Origin of the sequence: Heterorhizobium halophytocola, assembly GCF_017873095.1 — a bacterium.
GTDB lineage: Bacteria > Pseudomonadota > Alphaproteobacteria > Rhizobiales > Rhizobiaceae > Allorhizobium > Allorhizobium halophytocola.
The window spans coordinates 249,554-271,733 of the sequence record NZ_JAGGJU010000009.1 but is presented as its reverse complement, the minus strand read 5'-3'; the positions used below and the strand labels follow the sequence as shown (position 1 = coordinate 271,733).

Here is a 22,180-nt window from a genome sequence, read left to right as displayed (position 1 = left end):
GCGAATGCGGGGCGAAAGGGAAGACCGGAAGCTAAGCGCGCTGGTCTCCCGCGTCTTGAATATAAGAAACGGGAAAAAATCATGGTATCCATCCGAGTTGCCGCGCCCTTTGCTTTCCTGATGTTGTCCGGCTGTGTCGTCGGCCCCGATCACGTGCCGCCGCAGACCACTCTGCCCACCAAATTTGCCGAGGGCTCGGCGCGCAGCAATGGCGATGTGAGCATGAAGGCCTGGTGGACCGCTTTCCGTGACAGCCGCCTCGACAAGCTGGTGAACCAGGGTCTGGACCAGAACCTCGACATCCTGCAGGCGATGGAACGAATCAATCAGGCACAGGCAAACGTCGTGTCGGCCGGCGCCGGCGCCCTGCCGAGCCTCGACCTGTCCGCCAGCCAGACCGAAAGCGGCAGCGGTGGCAGCGCCGCCACCAACAGCGTCGATCATCGCTCCTCGTCGGCCGGCAGCCTCAACGTCTCGTGGCTGCTCGACCTGTTCGGCGAATATCGCCGGTCGAAGGAAAGCGCCCGGGCTTCGCTCGATGCTGCCTATGCAAGCGTCGACACGACCCGCCTGACCTATCTGTCGGAACTGACGACCTATTACATCAACGCCCGCTACTATCAGGCGCGCATCGCGGTCGCGAAGCAGAACCTCAGCTCGCGGCGTGAAACGCTGAACCTCACCAAGCTCCAGCTCGATGCCGGTGCGGCCTCGCGTCTCGACGTTGTCCAGGCCGAGGGTCTCGTCAACTCGACGATCGCCGATATCCCGAGCTTCGAAGCCCAGTTCCGCGCTGCGGCAAACCATATCTCGACCCTGCTCGGCCTGCCGGCATCGACCTTGATGCGCGAATTGCAGAAGGGCGCGGCCCAGCCCCGTCCGCATGGCAGCGTGAATGCCGGCGTCCCCGCCGACCTCATTCGCAACCGTCCGGACATCCGCAGGGCCGAACGCGATCTGGCGGCCGCCACCGCCGATGTCGGGGTGGCCGAAGCGCAGCTCTATCCGTCGATCACGCTCAGCGGTTCGATCAGCCCGTCCTATTCCCATATCGCGGGCGGCGGCAGCGGCACGTCCAATTCCTGGTCCTTCGGCCCGAGCCTCAACCTTCCGATCTTCGACGGCGGCGCGCTTCGCGCAAACGTCAAGAACAAGGAATCGGTCGCGCGGGAATCGTATCTGGCCTGGAAGCAGACCGTGCTGAACGCCGTCGAGGAAGTCGAAAGCGCACTGGCTGCCGTCAGCCGCGACCGTCAGACGGTCAACGCCCTGTCGGCCACGGTCAACTCCTACAACGAGGCGCTGAACCTCTCGACCGCGAGCTACAAGGACGGTGCGTCCTCGCTGCTCGACGTGCTCGACGCCCAGCGTTCTGTCTCGACCGCGCAGGCAAGTCTCGTGCAGGCCGTGCAGCAGATGGCAAACGACTTCGTGACCCTGAATATTGCAATCGGCGGCGGCTACGCCTTCGGTCAGTAAGACTAAGACAAGTCCTGATCTTCCAAGCCCTTCCCGGTCCGCCGGGGAGGGCTTTTTCGTTTGTCCAGGACGGCTGAAGGCGTTTGCGGTACTGCGGCAATCTTGAAACCCCGCCGCGCTTCCTTAACTGCCAGCAGTACCATAGAGTTCGCCCGCCGCACGTCGCGGTGGGGATCAGGCGCCGTAAGAGGCGCTGTCCAGAAAATCATTCCCGGGAGAGCCCAAGATGACCATTTCCGATGCGCTGACATCCAGGCTGAAGGACAAGAGCCTTGCGACCGACAAGAGCCTCGTTGGCGAGGACTGGGTTGCGTCCGGCTCCGATACCAAGACCTTTGAGGTCACCAACCCCGCGACCGGCGAGGTGATTGCGGTATTGCCCGACCTCGGACTGGCGGAGGTTTCCCGTGCAATCGACGTTGCCTATCGGGCACAGAAGGCCTGGGCCCGGAAGACCGGCAAGGAGCGTGCCGCCATCCTGCGCAAGCTCTTCGACCTGATGGTCGAGAACGCCGACGACCTGGCGACGATCCTGACGATGGAAATGGGCAAGCCCTGGCCGGAAGCGCGCGGTGAAATCCTCTACGGCGCCTCCTTCGTCGAATGGTTCGGCGAGGAAGCCAAGCGCGTCTATGGCGACGTGATCCCCGGCCATCAGGCCGACAAGCGTATCCTGGTGATCAAGCAGCCGGTCGGCGTCGTCGGCGCGATCACGCCGTGGAATTTCCCGAACGCCATGCTGGCCCGCAAGATGGCGCCGGCGCTGGCCGCCGGTTGCGCCATGGTCTCCAAGCCCGCCGCCCAGACCCCCCTCTCCGCCCTGGCGATCGCGCTCCTTGCCGAACGCGCCGGTCTGCCTTCGGGTCTGTTGTCGGTGATCACCGCAACAGACGCCGCCATGGTCGGCAAGGCCTTCTGCGACAACGACAAGGTGCGCAAGCTGACCTTCACCGGCTCGACCAATGTCGGCCGCATCCTGATGCGCCAGGGCGCCGACCAGATCATGAAGCTCGGACTGGAACTCGGCGGCAACGCGCCGTTCATCGTCTTCGACGACGCCGATCTCGACGCGGCCGTCGAGGGCGCGATGATCTCGAAATACCGCAATGCCGGGCAGACCTGCGTCTGCGCCAACCGTCTCTACATTCAATCCGGCGTCTATGACGCCTTTGCCGCCAAGCTGTCCGAGAAGGTCAAGCAGCTCAAGGTCGGCAACGGGCTCGACGAGGGCGTCACCACCGGCCCGCTGATCGACGGGAACGCGCTGAAAAAGGTCAAGGACCACGTCGCCGACGCGGTCTCCAAGGGTGCGAAGGTCGAACTGGGTGGCGAGGCTTCCGACAAGGGAGAGCTGTTCTACCAGCCCACGGTGCTGACCGGCGTCACCACCGACATGAAGGTCGCCGTCGAGGAAACCTTCGGCCCCGTCGCGCCCCTGTTCAAGTTCGACAGCGAGGACGATGTGATCGAGATGGCGAACAACACCGAATTCGGCCTCGCCTCCTATTTCTATGCCAAGGACATCGCCAAGATCTTCCGGGTGGCGGAAGCGCTCGAATACGGCATGGTCGGCGTCAATACGGGACTGATCTCCACCGAGGTCGCACCCTTCGGCGGCATCAAGCAGTCCGGCCAGGGCCGCGAAGGCTCGAAATACGGCATAGACGACTATGTCGAGCTGAAATATCTCTGCCTCGGCGGCATCGAATAGTATTGGGGGTCAGCGTCGATCGCTGATGCGCGCAACACAAAAAAGGCCCGGACGAAACCGGGCCTTTTCCAATACATGTTCGATGTCGATCAGCTCTTGGCGCGCTCGACATAGGAATTGTCTTCGGTGGCGATGACGACGCGCGTGCCGGCGTCGATATGCGGCGGCACCATGGTGCGGATGCCGTTCGACAGCATGGCCGGCTTGTAGGACGACGACGCCGTCTGGCCCTTGACGACCGGCTCTGTCTCGGTGATCTCGAGCGTCACATGGCGCGGCAATTCGATCGCCAGCGGAATGCCCTCGTAGATCGACAGCACGCAGGTCATCGCTTCCTGCAGATAGGCCTTCTGGTCGCCCATGGTTTCCGCATCCACGACCACCTGGTCGTAGTTTTCCGGGTTCATGAAGTGGAAGCCCTCGCCGTCCTCGTAGAGGAACTGGAAGTTCAGGTCCTCGACGAAAGCACGCTCGACCTGCTCGGTCGTGCGCCAGCGCTCCGAAACCTTCACCCCGTCCACGATACGGCGCATGTCGACCTGGGTTACCGGCGTACCCTTGCCCGGGTGGAAGTTCTGGGCCGTAAGCACGACGTAGAGCTTGTTGTCCACTTCGAGAACGTTACCCTTTCGGACCGAAGACGCGATGACCTTGACCATTGGATTTCCTTGTAACTCTGATCGACACGTCGTAAAGGACGACCCTCCGTCCCAGACGTCTTTCGAATTTTCCTGGGCGCAACTAACCCAAATTTGCCGAAATAGCCAGCCCCGAAGCTGATACGCACCCAAGAGCAGCAGCCTCATGAAACCTCGCTCTCCCGCCCCGTCCTGGTGGTCGCCCTCCGTTCATCGCGATCGGCGGCCATTGCTTGTCGGGCGCAACCGGATCCAGGCGCGGCTGCGGGGCTTTTTCGCCGACCGTGACTTTATCGAGGTCGATACCGCCACGCTGCAGGTATCCCCCGGCAACGAGGCGCACCTGCATGCCTTTCACACCGTTGCGATCGGCAATGATGGCCTGCCCGCCGATCTCTATCTCCACACCTCGCCTGAATTTGCCTGCAAGAAGCTGCTGGCCGCTGGCGAGACCCGCATCTCCTGCTTTGCCCATGTCTACCGCAATCGCGAGCGCGGGCCGCTGCATCATCCGGAATTCACCATGGTCGAGTGGTACCGGGCCGGTGAAAGCTACGAGACGCTGATGGACGACTGCGCCGAGATCCTCGCTCTTGCCGCAGAGACGACCGGGACAAGGCGCTTATCGTTTCACGGCAAGGCGATCGATCCCTTCGCAGCGCCGGAGCGCCTGAGCGTTGCGGAAGCCTTCGAGCGCTTCGCCGCCATCGACCTGCTCGCCTCCGTCTCGGCCGACGGCACCACCGACCGCGACCATCTGGCGGTCGCGGCCACCGCCTCCGGCATCCGGATCGCCGGTGACGACAGCTGGGCCGACATCTTCAGCCGCATCCTGGTCGAGAAGGTTGAACCTCGGCTGGGAGAGGGGCGCGCGACGATTCTCGACCGGTATCCGGTCTGCGAAGCGGCCCTTGCCCGGCCGTCCGCCGAAGATCCGCGGACCGCGGAGCGCTTCGAGCTTTATGCCTGCGGCGTAGAGCTTGCCAATGCCTTCGGCGAGCTGACCGATGCCAGCGAACAGCGCCGCCGCTTCCAGGCCGAGATGGTGGAGAAGCAGCGCGTCTACGGCGAGACCTATCCGCTGGATGAGGATTTCCTCGCAGCACTCGATATCATGCCGGAGGCCTGCGGCATCGCGCTCGGCTTCGACCGGCTGGTGATGCTGGCAACCGGCGCCCAACGGATTGATCAGGTGATCTGGGCACCGGTGGCGGAGGTCACGGTTTGACCGGCCGCAACCTCAAATCTGTCGACGACCTGATCGCGGCCGAACTGCTGCCGGAAAATGCCAGGGAGCGCTTATCCGCCGTCGGTCGGCGCTATGCGGTGGCGCTGACGCCGACCGTTGCCGACCTTATCGATCGCAACGACCCCGCCGACCCGATCGCAAGGCAGTTTCTGCCCTCGCCGGAGGAATTGCAGCTGACGCCGGACGAACTCGGCGATCCGATCGGCGACGGTGCCCACACGCCGGTTCCCGGCATCGTGCATCGCTATCCCGACCGTGTCCTGCTCAAGGTGATCGGCGTCTGCCCCGTTTACTGCCGCTTCTGCTTCCGCCGCGAAATGGTCGGTCCCGATGGCGACGGCAATCTGACGCGCGCCCAGATCGAAAACGCCATGGATTATATCCGCCATACACCCGGCATCTGGGAAGTGATCCTCACCGGCGGCGATCCGCTGGTGATGTCGCCGCGGCGGCTGAGGGAGGTGGCGGATCTTCTGGCCGGCATCGACCATGTGAAGATCCTGCGCCTGCACAGCCGCGTCCCCGCCGTCGATCCGGAAAAGATCGACCAGGCGATGATCGAGGCGCTGAAGGCATCCGGCAAGACGATCTATCTGGCCCTTCACGCCAATCATCCGCTGGAGATCACCCCGGCCGTTCGGGCCGCCTGCGCGCGGCTTGCCGATGCCGGCGTGACGCTGGTCAGCCAGTCCGTTCTCCTCAAGGGTGTTAACGACGACGCCGCCGTGCTCGGCGCGCTGATGCGCGCCTTTGTTGAGGCGCGGGTCAAACCCTATTACCTGCACCACCCCGACATGGCGCCCGGCACCAGCCATTTCCGCCTGACAATCGCCGAGGGTCAGGCAATCATGCGCACGCTTCGCGCCACCGTTTCCGGGCTCTGCCTGCCCGCCTACATCCTCGATCTGCCAGGCGGTCACGGCAAAGTGGCCCTGGGCGAAGACAATGTGCGCGCACTCGCAGACGGCCGCTACGAAATCCGCGATCGCGCCGGCGACCCAAGGCTCTACCCTTAGGCCGACGCTCCCTGCGCAGCCGTTAATTTTGGCGAAAACCTGACCCTTATTGGTACGTCACGCTAATTTAACTAAGTCTTTTTGCGGAATCTTATGCCCTCCCGTGAAAGATCCGGTCTCATGATCCGAGAATCAGACTTGGGGAAGGAAAACCATGAACGATACAATTCGTGCCCTGCTTGCCAAACTGGGCGGTTTGCCGGTGTCCGTGGACACGCTGAATGACGACAGCGATCTTTATGCCGCGGGCCTTTCGTCCTTCGCGTCGGTCCAGCTGATGCTGGGCATCGAGGAAGCCTTCGACATCGAGTTTCCCGACCACCTGCTGAACCGCAAGTCGTTTGCCAGCATCGGCGCCATCGAACGCACCGTGCAGGCGATCACGACCGACCAGAAAGTCGCGTGATGGACCTCTCCGGCTCGATCGACCGCTCGCTGAAAGCGCGCGCCAGGCGTGTGGCGGAGGTCGCCCTGGCCCATGCCGATGACGTCGATCGGCAGGCCCGCTTCCCGCAGGAAGCCCTTCAGGCATTGAAGGCCGAGAAACTGCTCGGCATTCAGATCCCGATGGATTTTGGTGGCGAAGGCGCCTCGATCAGCGAGATCGCGGATATCTGCACCATTCTGGGTCAGGCCTGCGCCTCGACCGCGATGATCTTCGCCATGCACCAGATCAAGGTATCCAGCCAGGTGCAGCATCACGCCGACGCGCCCTGGCATCTGGACTTCATGCGGCGCATCGCCAGGGAGCAATTGCTGCTGGGGTCCGCCACGACCGAAGCCGGGATCGGCGGCAATCTCAGGAATTCGATCTGCGCCATCGAGATCGACGGCGAACTCTGCCGGCTGGAGAAGGAGGCGAGCGTGATCTCCTATGCCCGCGCCGCCGACGCCATCCTCGTGACTTCACGGGCCCATAAGGACGCCGCACCGTCCGATCAGGTGATGACGGTCTTTCTGAAGGACCAGTACGCTCTGACCAAGACCTATGACTGGGATACGTTGGGCATGCGCGGCACCTGCTCGGAAGGGTTCCTGTTCCGCGGCGAGGCACCGGCTGCGCAGATCCTGCCGATGGCATTCGCCGAAATCGCCGCCCAGTCCATGCTCGCCTATTCCCACCTGCTCTGGAGCGCCGTCTGGTACGGCATCGCTCAGGACGCCTATGCCAAGGCCCAGGCCTTCATCCGGGCCGCCGTCCGCAAGCAGCCTGGCAGCCAGCCGCCCGGCCTTGTCCAGCTCGCCCACATGTCGGCCGAGCTGCAGGCGATCCGCTCGACCATCCTGGCCGGCCTCGATCACTTCGAAGCGGCCCGTCACGACGAAGACCGGCTGTCCTCAATGGGCTTTGCGGTGGCGATGAACAACGTCAAGATCGCTGCATCCGAGATGATCCTGCCGGTGATCAACCAGGCGCTCAGGATCTGCGGCATCATGGGCTACAAGAACGGCACGCCCTTCAGCCTCGGCCGGCATCTGCGCGATGCCCATTCCGCCGAGCTGATGATCTCCAATGATCGCATTCTCGCCAACACGTCCAACATGCTTTTGGTCCACAAGGCCGAAACAAGTCTCCTGGGGTGACTGAACATGGATATGCAAAGATCATTTCTCGATCGGCTGTTTGAATCCGGACTTCTGATCGACACCGGCGTCGAAGGCCTTTATGGCCGCAGCGGCGCCTTCGAGGATGTGATCGCCGCCTTCGAGCGGCTGATCGATCGCTACGGCAAGGCCGACGGCGCCGAAGCCATCCGTTTCCCACCGGGTATGAACCGCGCCTTCTTCGAAGCGAGCGGCTACATGAAGAGCTTCCCGCAGCTGGCCGGCACCGTGCACAGCTTCTGCGGCTGCGAGCTCGATCACATGAGCCTGCTGAAATGTATGGAGGAAGGTGGCGACTGGACCGGTGAGCAGAAGGCGACGAACATCGTCCTGACGCCGGCTGCCTGCTATCCGCTCTACCCGACGATCGCCAAGCGCGGTCGGCTCGGCGATCAGGGCGGCCTCTACGACCTGCAGTCCTACTGCTTCCGCCACGAACCGTCCAACGATCCGGCGCGCCAGCAGCTGTTTCGCATGCGCGAATATGTCCGCATGGGCACGGCTGCCGATGTCACGGACTTCCGCCAGACCTGGATGGACCGCGGCGTGAAGATGATGGCCGAGGTCGGTCTGGACGTGGAGATCGACGTCGCCAATGATCCCTTCTTCGGCCGCGCCGGCAAGATGCTCGCCAACAACCAGCGCGACCAGAACCTCAAATTCGAGCTTCTGATCCCGATCACCTCGACCGCCAACCCGACGGCCTGCATGAGCTTCAATTATCATCAGGACGCCTTCGGCACGAAATGGGGCCTGGCGCTGGCCGACGGTGCCGTCGCCCACACCGCCTGCGTCGGCTTCGGTCTCGAGCGCATCGCCCTGGCGCTCTTTCATCACCACGGTCTCGACGTGAACGAGTGGCCTGCCAAAGTTCGCGAAGCACTTTGGGGCTGAGCGCATGACATCGGTCTTCCCGGACATTGATCCGGCCGGCTATCGCTCGCATGCGCTGCATGCGAGCGAGCGTGTCTGGCCGGAGACGAATTGCTATATCGACCTCTGGATCGAGGTTCTGGCAACCCACGGGGTCGCGCCCGAAGCTATGCTCGGCTTTACCCTCACCCAGGATTTCGAAGGCGACCAGTTCACGTTCTTCAAGGTGCCGCCTGAGGATCTCGAGGCGCTTTACGGCATACGCGTCACCGAACTCGCGATTTTCGACGCGGTAGAGGGCCATGTCGGCGAACAGATCAAGCGCGGACGGCTCTGCCTGGTCGAGATGGACAGCTTCTTCATGCCCGACACCCAGGGCGTCGGCTATCGGCAGGACCACGGCAAGACGACCGTTGCCATCAACCGGCTCGATCCGGACGGCCGGGTGATGGACTATTTCCACAATCGCGGCTTCTTCCGGATCGCGGGTGCGGATTTTGCCGGCCTCTTCCAGCTGGACGCGCCGGAGGGCGGCCTGCCCTTCCTGCCATATACCGAATTCGCCAAGTTTCCGGCGAAGGCTGCGACGGCAAGTCATCAAAAAACCTTAGCCGGCGAAATTTTGTCGCGACATTTCGCCCGTCGCCCCGAAGGAAATCCGATCGCAGCCTTCGCAGAAGTCTTTCCGCAGCAGGTGGAAAAGCTCGCCGATCGACCTTTCGGCTTCTTCCATAAATATGCCTTCAATACACTGCGCCAGTTCGGGGCGAATTTCGAACTTCTGGCGACCCATCTCGACTGGCTCTCGCCAGACGGCGCCTATGCCGAGGAAAGCGCGCAGGCGATGACGATTGCAGAGACGGCCAAGTCGGTGCAGTTTCTCGTCGCGCGGGCGGTCAGCCGGCGCAAGTTCGAGCCGCTGCGGACGGCACTGGATCCGGCCCATGCGGCATGGGACACATTGATGACGGGGCTCGGCGGCAAGCTCGCCTGAGGGAGACGGCATGGCAAATACGGTCTATCCGGAAGCCGACGAACGGCCGCTTGAAGGCGGCTGGACGCTTCTGGTGACCGAAACGGGCCGCCATGGCACGCCGGGCGACATCCACAGGCCCGCTGTCCGCCTCTCCGCCCAGGTGCCTGGCACCGTCGCGTCCGCCCTTCAGAGCGCCGGGCTCTACGACCCCGAACAGCCGCATTCCCTGCTCGACAGGGATGCCTGGTATTTCCGTGACCTGAAAGGCGAGGCGCCCGGTCCGGCGATCCTGCGCTTCGAGGGCCTTGCGACAATCGCCGAAATCTATCTGAACGGCATCCTGAAGCTCCGCTCGACCAGCATGTTCGCTTGCCATGATCTGGCAGTCGATCTGACCGGCGAGGACGAGCTTGCGATCTGCTTCCGGGCTCTCGGCCCCGAACTGCAGCGCAAGGGGCCAAGGGCGCGCTGGCGGCCGCAGATGATGGACAACCAGGGCCTGCGCCTGGTGCGCAACACGCTGCTCGGCCACATGCCGGGTTGGTGCCCGCCGATCCATGCCATGGGTCCCTATCGCCCGATCAGCCTGATCCGCCCCGCTGGCATCGCCCTTGCCGACCTGACGCTGACGGCAACCCTGTCTGCCGCCGGGATCGGCAGCCTGTCCACCTGCTTCGCGCTGCAGGGGCAGGCAAGTACGGTCGAACTGCTCTGCGACGGTCGATCCAGCACATTGACGTCTTTAGAACCGGGCATCTGGTCGGGCGAATTGCAGTTGCCCGCCATCGAGCCATGGTGGCCTAGAACCCACGGCAAGCCGAAGCTCCACCTGGCCGAACTGCGCATCGATGGGGTGTCGCACGCTCTCGGCCTTGTCGGCTTCCGCTCTATCACCATCGATCGCGGCATGGATGGCCGTGATTTTTCACTGCGCGTCAACGGCGCGTCGGTCTTTTGCCGTGGCGCCGTCTGGAGCAGTGCCGACATTCTGTCCCTTCCCGGTACAGCCGAAGCCTATGCGCCCTGGCTGACGCTTGCGGCCGATGCCGGCTTCAACATGATCCGCCTCGGCGGCACCATGACCTACGAGAGCCCGGAATTCTTCAAACTCTGCGACCGACTGGGGATCATGGTCTGGCAGGACTTCATGTTTGCCAATTTCGATTACCCGGCTAAGGACGAGGCGTTTCGTGCAACCGCGGAGCAGGAGGTCGCCGACCTGCTTGGCGCTATCCAGGGATCGCCCTCGCTGGCCGTGCTTTGCGGCGGCAGCGAGATTTACCAGCAGGGCGCCATGCTCGGCCTGCCCGAGAGTGTCTGGAAGGGCGAACTGTTCGAGGCGTGGCTGCGGGATGCCTCGAAAACATGGCGTCCTGATGTGCCCTATGTCGATAATTCCCCGGTCGGCGGCGCCATGCCCTTCGCCCCGAATGCCGGCGTGACGCATTATTATGGTGTCGGCGCCTATTGCCGGCCGCTGGAGGATGCCCGGCGGGCCGAGGTGCGGTTTGCCGCGGAATCACTGGCCTTCGCCCAGGTGCCGCAGCAGTCTACGCTCGATCGGCACCTGCCGGTGCAGCCCGTGCACGATCCCCGCTGGAAGGCCCGTGTTCCCCGCGACCGCGGCGCGTCCTGGGACTTCGAGGATATCCGCGATCACTATCTCGCTTTGCTCTACGACGTCGACCCGGCCCGCCTCCGGCGGGAGGATCCCGACCGTTACCTCGATCTTTCCCGTGCGGTGACCGGTGAGGTGAGCACCGAGACCTTTGCCGAATGGCGCCGTCCTCGCTCCACCTGCAATGGCGCCCTCGTCTGGACCTTTCAGGATCTGATGCCCGGCGCCGGCTGGGGCCTGGTCGATTCGAGCGGTGAGCCGAAGCCTGTCTGGTATGCGATGAAGCGCGCCTTCCGGCCGGTCCAGGTACTGCTGACCGACGAAGGCACCAATGGCCTCGACATCCACGTGATCAACGAGAAGGACACTGCGTTGGAGACGGAACTCTCCCTGACCTGTCTCAGGGACGGCCGCCAACCGGTGGTCTCCGGCCACAGGCGGATCGATCTTGCACCGCGCTCCGCCCTGACCATTCCGGCCACCGATCTTTTCGGTGCCTTTTTCGACACCACGTATGCCTTCCGCTTCGGCCCGCCTTCGCACGAGGTCAGCGTGGCGCGAATTTTTGACGTGGCAACCGGCGAGCAATGCGCCGAGGCCGTGCATTTCCCCCGCGGCCGGGCATCGGCGCTGTTCGACGCCGAGATCAAGGCCAGCCTAGAGGAAAAGGCCGGCTTCTGGTTCCTGCTGTTGGAAACGGAGGTCTTCGCCCAATCGGTGCATATCGATTGCGAGGGCTTTCGCGCAACGGATGACTGGTTTCACCTGGCACCCGGCAAGCCGCGCCGCATCGCGCTTCACCCGCGCGCAGAGACGGCGCCAGGCACGAGGCCAAGCGGCGAGATCGTTTCGATCGGTGCCAGAAAAACAAGCCGTTTCTAGCACATGTCCCGGAAAAGGGTTGCCGCGGTTTTCCGTTCGGAAATGCGTAAAGCAAAGAGCTATAACACCTTCGATGCACGCGTGCTTACCGGCCGTGTTCTAGCCGGTGGCCAGGGCCCGCGCATAAAGTCCGGCATAGCGGGCGGAGACCTTGTCCCAGGAATACCCGGCGGCCGCGGTCTGCATGGCGTCCACCATCCGGCCGGGATTGTCGACCACGGTCCGGAAGGTGTCGACGATCACGTCCGCGCTGCCTTTCGGGTCGGCGAAGTCGGCCAGGGCGATGCCCGCATGGGCACCGGCTAGCGACCGGTAGGCGTCGTTGATATGCAGCACCGGCACAAGCCCCGCCCCCATCGCCTCGACGGCAACCAGACCGAAACCTTCATAATCCGAAGCCGAAACGAACAGCGACGCTTCGGCCAGCCGTTCGCGAATGACGACGTCTTCCGGTCCGAGATGGACGTGCACATGCCTGCCCAGCCCGCGCGCTCCAATCATCGACTGCAGGTCCGCGGCCGAAAGATCCGACCCGATCCCGATGATGTCGAGATGCCATTCGTCATCGTCCGCCACCAGCACCGCCATGGTGTCGAGCAGGCGATCCAGCCGCTTGTTCAGCGAGAACCGGCCGATCGTCGCAAGGCGCTTGGAGGGCTCTGCCCGACGCGGCCCGGAAAACTTCAGCGCATCGACGCCGTTTTCGACCAGCACCGCCCTGTCGCCGGCGATCCCGCCGAAAAGTGCCAGATCGGACTGGCTGCAACAGGCAAGCGCCCGGTACTGGCTGGCCGATGCGCGCGTCAATGTGTTGAACCAGAGCTTTTTGATCGCCGCAAAACGGCGGGTGTGAAAGAACCCACCATGGGTCGTTGCGATCATCGGCTTGCGGTGCACCATCCGCCCCAGAGCCAGGGCATCGAAGAAGAAATCCACGGCGTGAACATGGATCAGGTCGGCGTCGGCAAGCTGGGCAAAGACGGCCGGAGCGAGGGGGTAGCGCTTGGTGCCGGCCCAGGGGATCCGGCAGACCTCGACCCCATCGATCATCTCATGCGCCGGCAGTTTGACGTCCAGGGCCGTAAACAGCCGGTCGCAGGTGACCACTCTCACGCGGCAGCCATGCGCCGGAAGCGCTTTCGCCAGGTTGGCGACCACATCCTCCAGCCCGCCACGGGCCGGCGCATACTGGCGAACCACCTGAACCACCAGAGGTCTGTCCTGACGGGTCCCGCCCGTTTCATCCCGCGTCGGGCACATGCTGGCCATCCCGCTTTACGTTGCTCTCCCCGGCTAGCATCCGAGGGTTAATATCCGGTGCAGATAGCGATGCCGTCGCTAGCATCTGCCGCGTCCTTTAGCAGTCGTTAACTATAGCCTGCCAGATTGGCCGAGAAGGATCGTGTCTCCTGCAGACCCTGAAGGAACATGGCGCGTTCGCGGTTGGATCAGGACGGGCAACGGGCGAGACGACCTGGCATCGGCCGGCAAGCGGCGTGGACACAAAGATGAACATCGACATTTTCGAGCTTCCAGGCATTTTGCGCCGCCGCATCCGCTATGTGGTGGTGACCGCGCTTGTCGTCACGATCCTTGCAGCCCTCGTTGCCCTGCGGATGACGCCGGTCTACACCGCGTCTACCGAACTTCTGCTCGATCCTCTGGGTCTGCTGGCCGACAGCAATGCCGGCTCCGCGGCAGCGGCACTGCCCCAGCAGGATCAGGCCGGACTGGACAGCCAGGTCTATGTGGTCCAGTCGCGCAATGTGCTCGACCAGGTCGTGCGCGATCTCGATCTGACCCATGACGCCTACCTGCTGGATCCGGACACGCTGGCGAAATTGTCCACCGACGAGGCCGTCGCGGCAACGTCCGCGGCGCTCAAGGAACATCTGGTCGTCCAGCGCGCCGGACAGTCCCTGGTCCTGGTCATTTCCGCCGAGCACAAGGTCGCCGAGACGGCCGCCAGCATCGCCAATGCGGTCGCCAATACCTATCTGAAGCAGATCGATCAGGCCCGTGCCGATGCCGCCCGCCGCGCGAGCAACGCCTTTCAGGGGCAGGCCAGCGAGCTGCGCGGGCGGGTGGCCAAGGCGGAAGCCGCAGTCGAGAAATTCCGCTCCGAAAACGGCCTTGCCACCACCGGCACCACCGGCCTTGTCATCGACCAGCAACTGGCCGGCCTGAACCAGCAACTGATCGCCGCCCGCGGCGAGGAGGAACAGAAGCAGACGGTCTACGAGCAGGCGCGGCGCCTTACGGCCAATTCGGTGCAGGCAGGGGGCATCCCCGAAGCATTGCAGTCGCCGGCCATTGATTCGCTGCGCCAGCGCTATGTTGAATTGCTCGACCGCCAGGTCCAGCTGGAGACCACGCTGGGGGCTGGCCATCCGCAGTTGCGCGCCATCCGCTCGCAGGTCGACAGCATGAAGGCGGCCATCGAGCAGGAGCTTGGCCGGATACGCCAGTCGATGCAGAGCGAATACCAGCGCGCGGCCGCCAATACCAAAGCCCTCCAGCGCCGCCTCGACACCCTGACGCGCCAGAGCTTCGACAGCGGCGAGGCGCAGATCAAGCTTCGCCAGCTGCAAAGCGAGGCCGATGCGGTCCAGGCGCTCTACAAGTCCTTCCTCAACCGTGCCGAGGAACTCGGCCAGCAGGAAACGCTGAAAACCAACAATTCCCGCGTCATCACCGCGGCCACGGTCCCCGGCGGCGGGTCGAAACTGGTCAAGCTGCTGATCGTCGCGGCTGGCGGCCTGTTCGGCCTGATCCTCGGAGCCGGCCTTGCGGTGCTTCGCGAGCTCGGCACCGCAATCCTGCCACCGGCACGGCCGGTAGTAGCGGCCGCTGTCGAGAGGCGTGTCGAGAAGGATGCCGAGATCGACGTCATTGCCGTCCTGCCGGTCCCTGGTGAGAGCGCAAAGCGCAAGCGCGCCTTGCTCGGCGCCCGCAAACGCCAGACAGACGCAAAGCAACGATGGGCTACAGGGATCGAAGCGATTGCCGCGAAGATCGAGAGGGACCTCGGCGGCCGGATGCCCGCAACCGTGCTGTTCGTCTCCGTCGATGCCCTGCCGGTCTCGGCGGATGGCCTCGTCTGCGACGTCGTGCGACGGCTGATCGCCGAGGGGCAGGATGTGCGCCATGCGCCCGGCGAACTCGTCGAACAGCGCTCCCGCGCTGCCCGTGCGCCGATCCGTCGGGGGCAGCCCAGCATGCTGGCCGCCCTCGATGTCGAGGATGAGGATACCGGTATTCTCGACCGGCTTCGCTTCGAACATGACGCGGCCGCAGCGCCGCCCCGGCCGCAGGCGACCAATCGCCCGAGCTTCAACCGCTTCCTGGGTACCCAGATTGCGGAAAAGGCGCTGACGCTGATCAATGCATGCGGAACGCCCGCCACCAAGATCCTCGGCGACCTGATCCCCGAAAGCGACATGGTGATTGTGGTGGAACAGGCGGGAAGCACCGACTGGGCCGATGCCGAATATCTGTTCGGCGACCGGATGCTAGGCCGCGTGATCCTCGGCGAGACCGACTGACATGGGCCATGCACCTGCATTGCGCTCGAAAGCCCAGCCACGAGGACAGGCGTGATGTCTGTTGCCGGCCTGCACTCCGCCAGCCGCTACGGCACGCAGCTGCCCGCCGCCCCTGATGCATCCGACGCGCCGCTGCTGGTGCGCTGGCTTGCGGTCTTCGCCGTCATGGGCGGCCTGACGGTCAATCTCTTTCTCTGCTTCGTCAACACGCGGATCACCGGCATTCACCCCTCCTGGGTGATGGCGGGCGAAGCGCTGATGATCGCGGCCGCCGGCCTTGCGGCCCTGGACCGCCGCCTCGGCCTTTACCTCATGGTCGGGGTCTTCGTCAGCTACATGATCTTCCTGTTTGCCATGCGCCACGCCATCGATCCGAAACCGGTGCGCGACGTGCTGATCCCGATCCTGTTCTACTTCACCGGATCGCGACTGCGCGACCCCGTCCTTGGCGATCGCATGGTCGTGGTATCGGCCGTCATCGTCACCTTTTTCGGCCTGTTCGAATATCTGGCGACCGATCTCTATCTGCAGATCTTCAACATTCTCGGCTATTATATCGCTCGTGGCACCGTGACGCTGCAGGACACGTATGGTGCCACGACCGGCCTCTTTGCCAGCGGCTTGCGGCCGGAGCCGCGCACATTGCTGCCGTTTCTCGGCCAGCACCGGGTGTCTTCGGTCTTCCTGGAGCCGGTCTCGGCCGGCAATTTCGGCGTCATCATTTTCTGCTGGGCCTATTTCCGCAAGGAGATGGGCGGCCGCTGGCTGGTGATCGCGGCAGCCATGACCTCCATCGTGCTTGCCGATGCCCGCTTCGGCTTCCTCACCTGCGTCGCCATCGTCGTGCTGGCACCGTTCTTCCGGTTCATACCCCGGGTGATGTGGCTGGCGGCGCCACTGCTCCTGCTCGCCGTGATTTCCGCCTATGGCCTGCATAGCGGCACGGAGGGCGGCCCGAACGACATCGCCGGGCGCTTCAAGGTCACGGCAAGTCTGCTTGCCAGACTGACGCCCGAAATCGTCTTCGGCATGCAGACGACCGACAGCTTCACCGCCGATTCGGGCCTTGCCTATACGCTGACGCAATTCGGGCTTTTCGGCTTCATCTTCATCTGGTGGGCCGCGGTCTATGCGCCGGCGCGCACGACGCGCGCCTGGCAGTTCCATGCCGGCATCCTGGTCTACATGATCTTGCTGCTGCTGATCAGCAACTCGCTCTACTCGATCAAGACCGCCGGGCTGATGTGGTGCCTTCTGGGCATAGCCGATCACGCATCCGTCTTTTCGGCACCGACGGCAAGCCGCCGGAAATCTAGCGCTTGAGCGCCGCACAGGCGGCCGAAGGCGCGTCGAGAAAGGGTTTCAATCCGGCAAGTTGCGGCCGGTCGCCATCCTTGGTCGGCTGGATGTTGAGCGGTTCGTTGCGGCTCCACCAGTCGCCGGCCACCCAGTAGGTCCAGCCGGTCCAGACATCGGGATTGTCGGCCACTTCGCCCACCATGTCGCCCAGTGCGGATACGCAAGGGGCAGCGCCGGGCACGCCGAATTCGCCGAGAAAGCCGCGCTTGCCGTTGTCCTTCAGCCAGCCGGTGAATTTCGATACCGCCTTGACGGCATCGGCTGCGCGATCGCAGGTGCCCTTGGTGCCGGAAAAATCCGCATCGAAATACTGGTGCACCTCATAGGCGAAATTCGCGCCGGGGTCCGTGATCTCGAGCATGGCGGCGGCATGGCTCTTGCCGTCTTCCTCGCGAAACCAGGAATGCGCGCCGGTCCAGTGGGTGCCGGGCACGAGAATGATGTTGTCGGCACCCGTATCGCGGATGGATTTGATCGCGGCATTGGCCGCTTCCACCCACACCGGCGTGCCGATATTCGACGGCTCGTTCATCAGGCCGAAGACAACGTCCGGCTGGCCGGCATAATGCTTCGCCAGCCGTCCCCAGAAGTCGGCAAAGGCGGCAACCGGCACTTTTTCGCTGCCGATCACATCGCCCGCATAATGCGCGTAATTGTGCGGATCGAGGATCAGCCGGATGGCATAGCCCCGCAGCAGCGCAAGCGTCTTGTCGATCCGGGCCAGTTCGTCCGCATTGAGGGGCCCGAAGAGGTCCGGCTGCAATCGCTCCCACTTGAACGGCAGGCGCACCGTGTCGAAACCCTGCGCGGCAAAATAGGTGACGGTGCGCTCGGAGGGATAGACATAGGTCTTGTTGATCTGCCCCGGTGGCTTGCCGAACTCGGCACCCGACAGGTTTATGCCGCGATAGCACCCGTCTGCGACCTGGGCGCAGGCCAGCACCGGCTGCAACAGCAGGGCGCCTATCATCAGTCCTGCAAACCGGCCGTTCCTGTGCATCGTGTCGCCTCCCCCTGTCTTGCCGTCGGTGAGACTAGGCAGTGCCCCGATCCCGGTCAATCGCGCCGCGCCACGACTTCCAAGCTTGGTTACCCACGCCCGGAAAACCGCAGGCCGCACGGCGGCATTCAGCCTTTCGAAGACGCAAAGGGAACGGAATTTCGAAACGCTTGCCCTAAGTTCGATCGATAATCGCGGCCCCCAAGCGGCTTCGACATCAGGTCCTTTTCCCACAAGCGACCATGGGATATGAGAACCGATCAAAGACGGATGCATGCGAGGAGACGCTGATCGATGACGAGCCATGTTTTGACCGTTTCATGCCCTTCGGCACGAGGAATTGTCGCCGCCATTTCCGGCTATCTTGCCGACAAATGCTGCAATATCGTCGACAGCTCGCAATTCGATGACCTCGACACCGGCCGCTTCTTCATGCGCGTCAGCTTCATCTCGGAAGAGGGCAAGACCCGCGAGGAGATCGAGACGGACTTCGCGCCGATCGGCGAGAAATTCGGCATGCAATGGGACTTGCACGACGGCGCCCATCGCGTGAAGGTGCTGCTGATGGTGTCGCGTTTCGGCCATTGCCTGAACGATCTGCTCTACCGCTGGAAGATCGGCGCCCTGCCGATCGACATCGTCGGCGTGGTTTCCAACCATTTCGATTACCAGAAGGTTGTCGTCAATCACGACATTCCCTTCCATCACATCAAGGTCACCAAGGCCAATAAGCCGCAGGCGGAAGCCCAATTGCTGGAACTCGTCGAGCAGACCGGTACCGAACTGATCGTGCTTGCCCGCTACATGCAGGTTCTTTCCGACAATCTCTGCAAGAAGATGTCCGGCAAGATCATCAATATCCACCATTCCTTCCTGCCGTCCTTCAAGGGCGCCAATCCCTACAAGCAGGCGTTCGAGCGCGGCGTGAAGCTGATCGGCGCCACGGCCCATTACGTCACCGCCGATCTCGATGAAGGCCCGATCATCGAGCAGGATGTCGCGCGGATCACCCATGCGCAGTCGGCCGACGATTACGTCTCGATCGGTCGTGATGTCGAAAGCCATGTGCTGGCAAGCGCCATCCATGCCCATATTCACCACCGCACCTTCATCAACGGCAATCGCACGGTGGTTTTCCCGGCCAGTCCCGGCTCCTACGCCTCCGAGCGGATGGGCTGACAAAGGTCCATTCCGGGTCCCGTGCGGAATAATGCGCATACGAGACCAAAGCCCGGATGGACGAAAGGCTATCCTCTGCTAATCTCTCGGAAAATCGTTTCCGGAGAGGCAGACGATGGCCGACCAGGCACAGTACAGGCGCATCGCGCTTCCAAGACCCGAGATCTCGCTGGAGACGGCGGCAGCCCTGCTGTCGGACCGTTTCGGCCGGACAGGGCAACTGATCGAACTTCCCGGTGCGCAGGATCGCGACTTTCTGGTCGAGACGGATCAGGACCGCTTCCTCCTCAAGATCAGCGCGGCCGATGCGTCGGAGCAGGAGGCGATGGCGCAGCTGGCGACCCTTCGCCATCTGTCAGAGAGCCTTCCCGACCTCACGCTGCCGCAACCGGTCCCGGCGACCGACGGCTCCGCACTGGCTCTCCATGAGAGCGAGGACGGGCAATACCGCATCCGCCTGCTGCGGATTGCCGATGCCGACACGCTGGCCGGCTCGGGCGCCTTGAACGCGGAAGACCTGCGGGCCGCCGGCGCCTTTGCGGCAAGGATCTCTCTGGCGCTGCGGGATTTCACCCATCCGGGCCTCGAGCGCGAGCTGCAATGGGACCTGCGCCGCGCCGGGCCGGTCGCCCTGGAATTGCTGGCGGCCGTGCCGGACAATACCAAGCGCGACAAGATTGCCAAGGCCATGATAACTGCCGTGCGGCATCTGCGGCCCCTGGCGACCGATCTGCGCACCCAGGCGATCCACCAGCACCTGAGCGATGAGGCGATCACCGCCAGCCGCGACGACAAGGGCCTGTGGCGGCCGGACGGGATCCTCGACTTCGACGACGTCGCCTATGGCTGGCTGGTCGGCGACCTCGCGATCCTCGCCGCCTCCCTGCTCGCCCATGGCGGCGGCGATGCCTTCGCGATCCTGCCGGCGATCGAGGCCTTCCACGCGCAATTGCCGTTGACCGATGGCGAACTGAAGGCCCTCTGGCCGCTGATCGTGGCGCGCGCCGGCGTGCTGGTCGCAAGCGGCGAAAAACAGCTCGCACTCGAACCCGGCAATGCGCCCCTGCGGGCACAGGTCGGCCGTCACTGGCAGATCTTCGACGCCGCGACATCGGTGCCATTCTCGCTGATGGAGCATGCCATTCTCGGCCGGATGGGCCGCGTTCCGGCCATCCGCGATCTGGCGGCAGGCCGGCTCCTGCCTGATATCGAGGCCGGAGCCTATGGACTGACGGACCTTTCGGTCTCGAGCCCTGCGCTCGTGGGCGACGGTTTTGCCGACCCGGAGATCGACTGGAAGCTGCTTGCCCGCGAGGCTGCCCGCACCGGCGTCGCCACCACCCGGTACGGCGAATATCGGCTGTCCTATACCCGGCTTCATTCTGCCCGGGAGCCGACCAATTGCGCGCTGCATGTCGATGTCTGCCTGCCGGCGGCGACCCGTGCAGTGGCGCCATTTGCCGGCACCATCCGGCACAACGAGGATCGCTTCATCCTCGCAAGCGACACTCTCAGTCTGCATGTCTTCGGGCTCGATTGCCCGCTGGAGGACGGAACCGTCCTCGAACAGGGGGATGATCTTGGCCAGGTTGCCGGCGAGGAGGGCACCGTCGGCGGTCTCAGGCTGCAATTGTGCCGCGACCACGATCTCGTCCCGCCACTGTTCGCGCGCCGAAGCCAGGCCGCTGCCTGGCAGGTCCTGTGTCCGTCACCGGCCGCATTGCTCGACTGCCCGCTCGATGCCGCACCGCTGCCGGCCGGTGGCACGCCGCAGTTCGAACGCGGCTTCGGCGAATATCTGTTCGACCTCGACGGCCGGGCCTATCTCGACATGGCAGGCGATGCCAACCTTGTCGGTCACGGCGATCTGCGGATGGCGGAGGCCGCCTATCGGCAATGGGCCATGATCAACACCGGGCCCGCCATCCAGCCGCAGATCATAGCCGACTATAAAGCCTCCCTGGAAGCCAGGGCGCCGCGGGGGCTGGACCATGTCTTTCTCGTCGGCAGCTCGTCCGAGGCCACGGATCTGGCACTGCGCCTTGCTAGGGCCCATACCGGTGCCGAGGCCGTCATCAGCGCATCCGCCACCTCCGACTCCCGGGTGACCACGGTCGCGATACCCAACAGCTATCGCGGCCCTTATCGCGGTGAGCCGTCCACGGCCGACTATGTAGATGCCGTGCAGACAGAGCTGATGCGGCTGCAGGCCGACGACGAGCCGGTCGCCGCCTTCCACTGCGAGGCCACCTGCAGCAATGCCGCCGGCCTTGCGCTGCCCCCCGGCTATCTCGCCGAGGTCTATGACATGATCCGCAGCCAGGGTGGCGTCTGCATCGCCGACGAGGCCATGACCGGGCTCGGCCGGCTCGGCCATCATGCCTGGGGTTTCGAGCAACAGGGCGTGACGCCGGATATCATCGTGATCGGCGAAAACCTCGCCGGCGGCCAACCGCTCGGCGCCGTCGTCACCACCCACGCGATTGCCGAAAGCCTGGCCAAGCACGAGGAAACCGTGTCGTCGCCCTCCGGTCTGCCCGTCAGTTGCGCCGTGGCGATGGCCGTGCTCGACGGACTGGCGCAAGACGGGCTGCAGGAGAATGCGCGAGACGTCGGCGATCATCTGCGATCCCGGCTCGAAGCGCTGTTGCACCGCTTCGGCCCCGGCAGCACGGTGCACGGCATGGGCCTTCATCTCGGCCTCGAATTGACGCGCGACGAAGACACACTGGAGCCGGCTGGCGAGGCCGCGGCCATGCTCTGCCGGCGGCTTCTGGCGCTTGGCGTGATCATCCGGCCGACCGGGGACCACCTGAATATCCTGAGGATTACACCGCCGCTCTGTCTGACACGCGAGAGCGCCGACTTCTTCATCGACATGCTGGAGTCGGCGGCAAGCCAGGCTGCCTGACGTTACGCCCGCCCGGAAAATCCCTTTTGCCAAGGCGAGGGCTGCTGCCGATGCCTTCGCGGCTGCTTGCCCGCTTGCCATGCAACGCAAGATTTATTACTTGTCAAAATAACTCAAGTTTAATATCCAACGCGGACAG

Annotated in this window: 16 protein-coding genes; 13 read left to right on the top strand and 3 right to left on the bottom strand. The window is 63.8% G+C overall.

Annotation, left to right across the window (positions count from 1 at the left end; genetic code table 11):
* Positions 1-81 precede the first annotated feature (81 nt).
* Complete coding sequence (locus J2Z17_RS17285; RefSeq protein WP_209946869.1) at positions 82-1,479, top strand: efflux transporter outer membrane subunit; 1,398 nt, start codon at positions 82-84, stop codon at positions 1,477-1,479.
* Between the two features lie 226 nt (positions 1,480-1,705).
* Positions 1,706-3,190, top strand: a complete 1,485-nt coding sequence (locus J2Z17_RS17280; RefSeq protein ID WP_209946868.1) for an NAD-dependent succinate-semialdehyde dehydrogenase — start codon at positions 1,706-1,708, stop codon at positions 3,188-3,190.
* An 89-nt stretch (positions 3,191-3,279) separates the two neighbouring features.
* On the opposite strand, the gene efp is transcribed toward J2Z17_RS17280, so the two are convergent.
* Positions 3,280-3,849 (bottom strand): elongation factor P, encoded by a 570-nt coding sequence (efp, locus tag J2Z17_RS17275; protein WP_209946867.1) that lies wholly within the window; start codon positions 3,847-3,849, stop codon positions 3,280-3,282.
* Positions 3,850-3,994: 145 nt separating this feature from the next.
* Between efp and epmA the strand changes: the two genes are divergently transcribed.
* The 7 genes from epmA to J2Z17_RS17240 all read left to right on the top strand — a co-directional run bounded on the left by epmA (position 3,995) and on the right by J2Z17_RS17240 (position 12,047).
* The gene (gene epmA / locus J2Z17_RS17270) at positions 3,995-5,056 is read left to right on the top strand and encodes an EF-P lysine aminoacylase EpmA (protein ID WP_209946866.1); all 1,062 of its coding nucleotides are present in this window, start codon (positions 3,995-3,997) and stop codon (positions 5,054-5,056) included.
* A complete protein-coding gene (locus J2Z17_RS17265; RefSeq protein ID WP_209946865.1) occupies positions 5,053-6,093 on the top strand; it encodes a lysine-2,3-aminomutase-like protein in 1,041 nt (346 codons plus the stop codon). The genes epmA and J2Z17_RS17265 overlap by 4 nt, the downstream gene beginning before the upstream one ends.
* Positions 6,094-6,247: 154 nt before the next feature.
* Entirely contained in the window at positions 6,248-6,499 is a 252-nt protein-coding gene (locus J2Z17_RS17260) for an acyl carrier protein (RefSeq protein ID WP_209946864.1), read from the top strand.
* Positions 6,499-7,677, top strand: coding sequence for an acyl-CoA dehydrogenase family protein (locus tag J2Z17_RS17255; RefSeq protein WP_209946898.1), 1,179 nt, complete (start codon positions 6,499-6,501; stop codon positions 7,675-7,677). The genes J2Z17_RS17260 and J2Z17_RS17255 overlap by 1 nt, the downstream gene beginning before the upstream one ends.
* Before the next feature lie 6 nt (positions 7,678-7,683).
* Positions 7,684-8,592, top strand: a complete 909-nt coding sequence (locus J2Z17_RS17250) for an amino acid--[acyl-carrier-protein] ligase (RefSeq protein WP_209946863.1) — start codon at positions 7,684-7,686, stop codon at positions 8,590-8,592.
* Between the two features lie 4 nt (positions 8,593-8,596).
* A complete protein-coding gene (locus J2Z17_RS17245; protein ID WP_209946862.1) occupies positions 8,597-9,565 on the top strand; it encodes a DUF1839 family protein in 969 nt (322 codons plus the stop codon).
* A gap of 10 nt (positions 9,566-9,575) precedes the next feature.
* Positions 9,576-12,047, top strand: coding sequence for a glycosyl hydrolase 2 galactose-binding domain-containing protein (locus J2Z17_RS17240; RefSeq protein WP_209946861.1), 2,472 nt, complete (start codon positions 9,576-9,578; stop codon positions 12,045-12,047).
* Positions 12,048-12,146: 99 nt separating this feature from the next.
* Here J2Z17_RS17240 and J2Z17_RS17235 read toward each other — a convergent pair whose 3' ends face one another.
* Positions 12,147-13,307 (bottom strand): glycosyltransferase family 4 protein, encoded by a 1,161-nt coding sequence (locus J2Z17_RS17235; RefSeq protein ID WP_209946860.1) that lies wholly within the window; start codon positions 13,305-13,307, stop codon positions 12,147-12,149.
* A gap of 248 nt (positions 13,308-13,555) precedes the next feature.
* On the opposite strand from J2Z17_RS17235, the gene J2Z17_RS17230 reads away from it, so the two are divergent.
* Complete coding sequence (locus J2Z17_RS17230) at positions 13,556-15,592, top strand: GumC family protein (RefSeq protein WP_209946859.1); 2,037 nt, start codon at positions 13,556-13,558, stop codon at positions 15,590-15,592.
* Between the two features lie 54 nt (positions 15,593-15,646).
* Positions 15,647-16,915: a hypothetical protein gene (locus J2Z17_RS17225; RefSeq protein ID WP_209946858.1), complete on the top strand. Its 1,269-nt coding sequence runs from the start codon at positions 15,647-15,649 to the stop codon at positions 16,913-16,915.
* Here J2Z17_RS17225 and J2Z17_RS17220 read toward each other — a convergent pair.
* Complete coding sequence (locus J2Z17_RS17220; protein ID WP_209946857.1) at positions 16,905-17,951, bottom strand: glycoside hydrolase family 5 protein; 1,047 nt, start codon at positions 17,949-17,951, stop codon at positions 16,905-16,907. The genes J2Z17_RS17225 and J2Z17_RS17220 overlap by 11 nt on opposite strands.
* A gap of 294 nt (positions 17,952-18,245) precedes the next feature.
* Between J2Z17_RS17220 and purU the strand changes: the two genes are divergently transcribed.
* A complete protein-coding gene (gene purU / locus J2Z17_RS17215) occupies positions 18,246-19,130 on the top strand; it encodes a formyltetrahydrofolate deformylase (protein ID WP_209946856.1) in 885 nt (294 codons plus the stop codon).
* A gap of 115 nt (positions 19,131-19,245) precedes the next feature.
* Entirely contained in the window at positions 19,246-22,041 is a 2,796-nt protein-coding gene (locus J2Z17_RS17210; RefSeq protein ID WP_209946855.1) for an aminotransferase class III-fold pyridoxal phosphate-dependent enzyme, read from the top strand.
* Positions 22,042-22,180 lie beyond the last annotated feature (139 nt).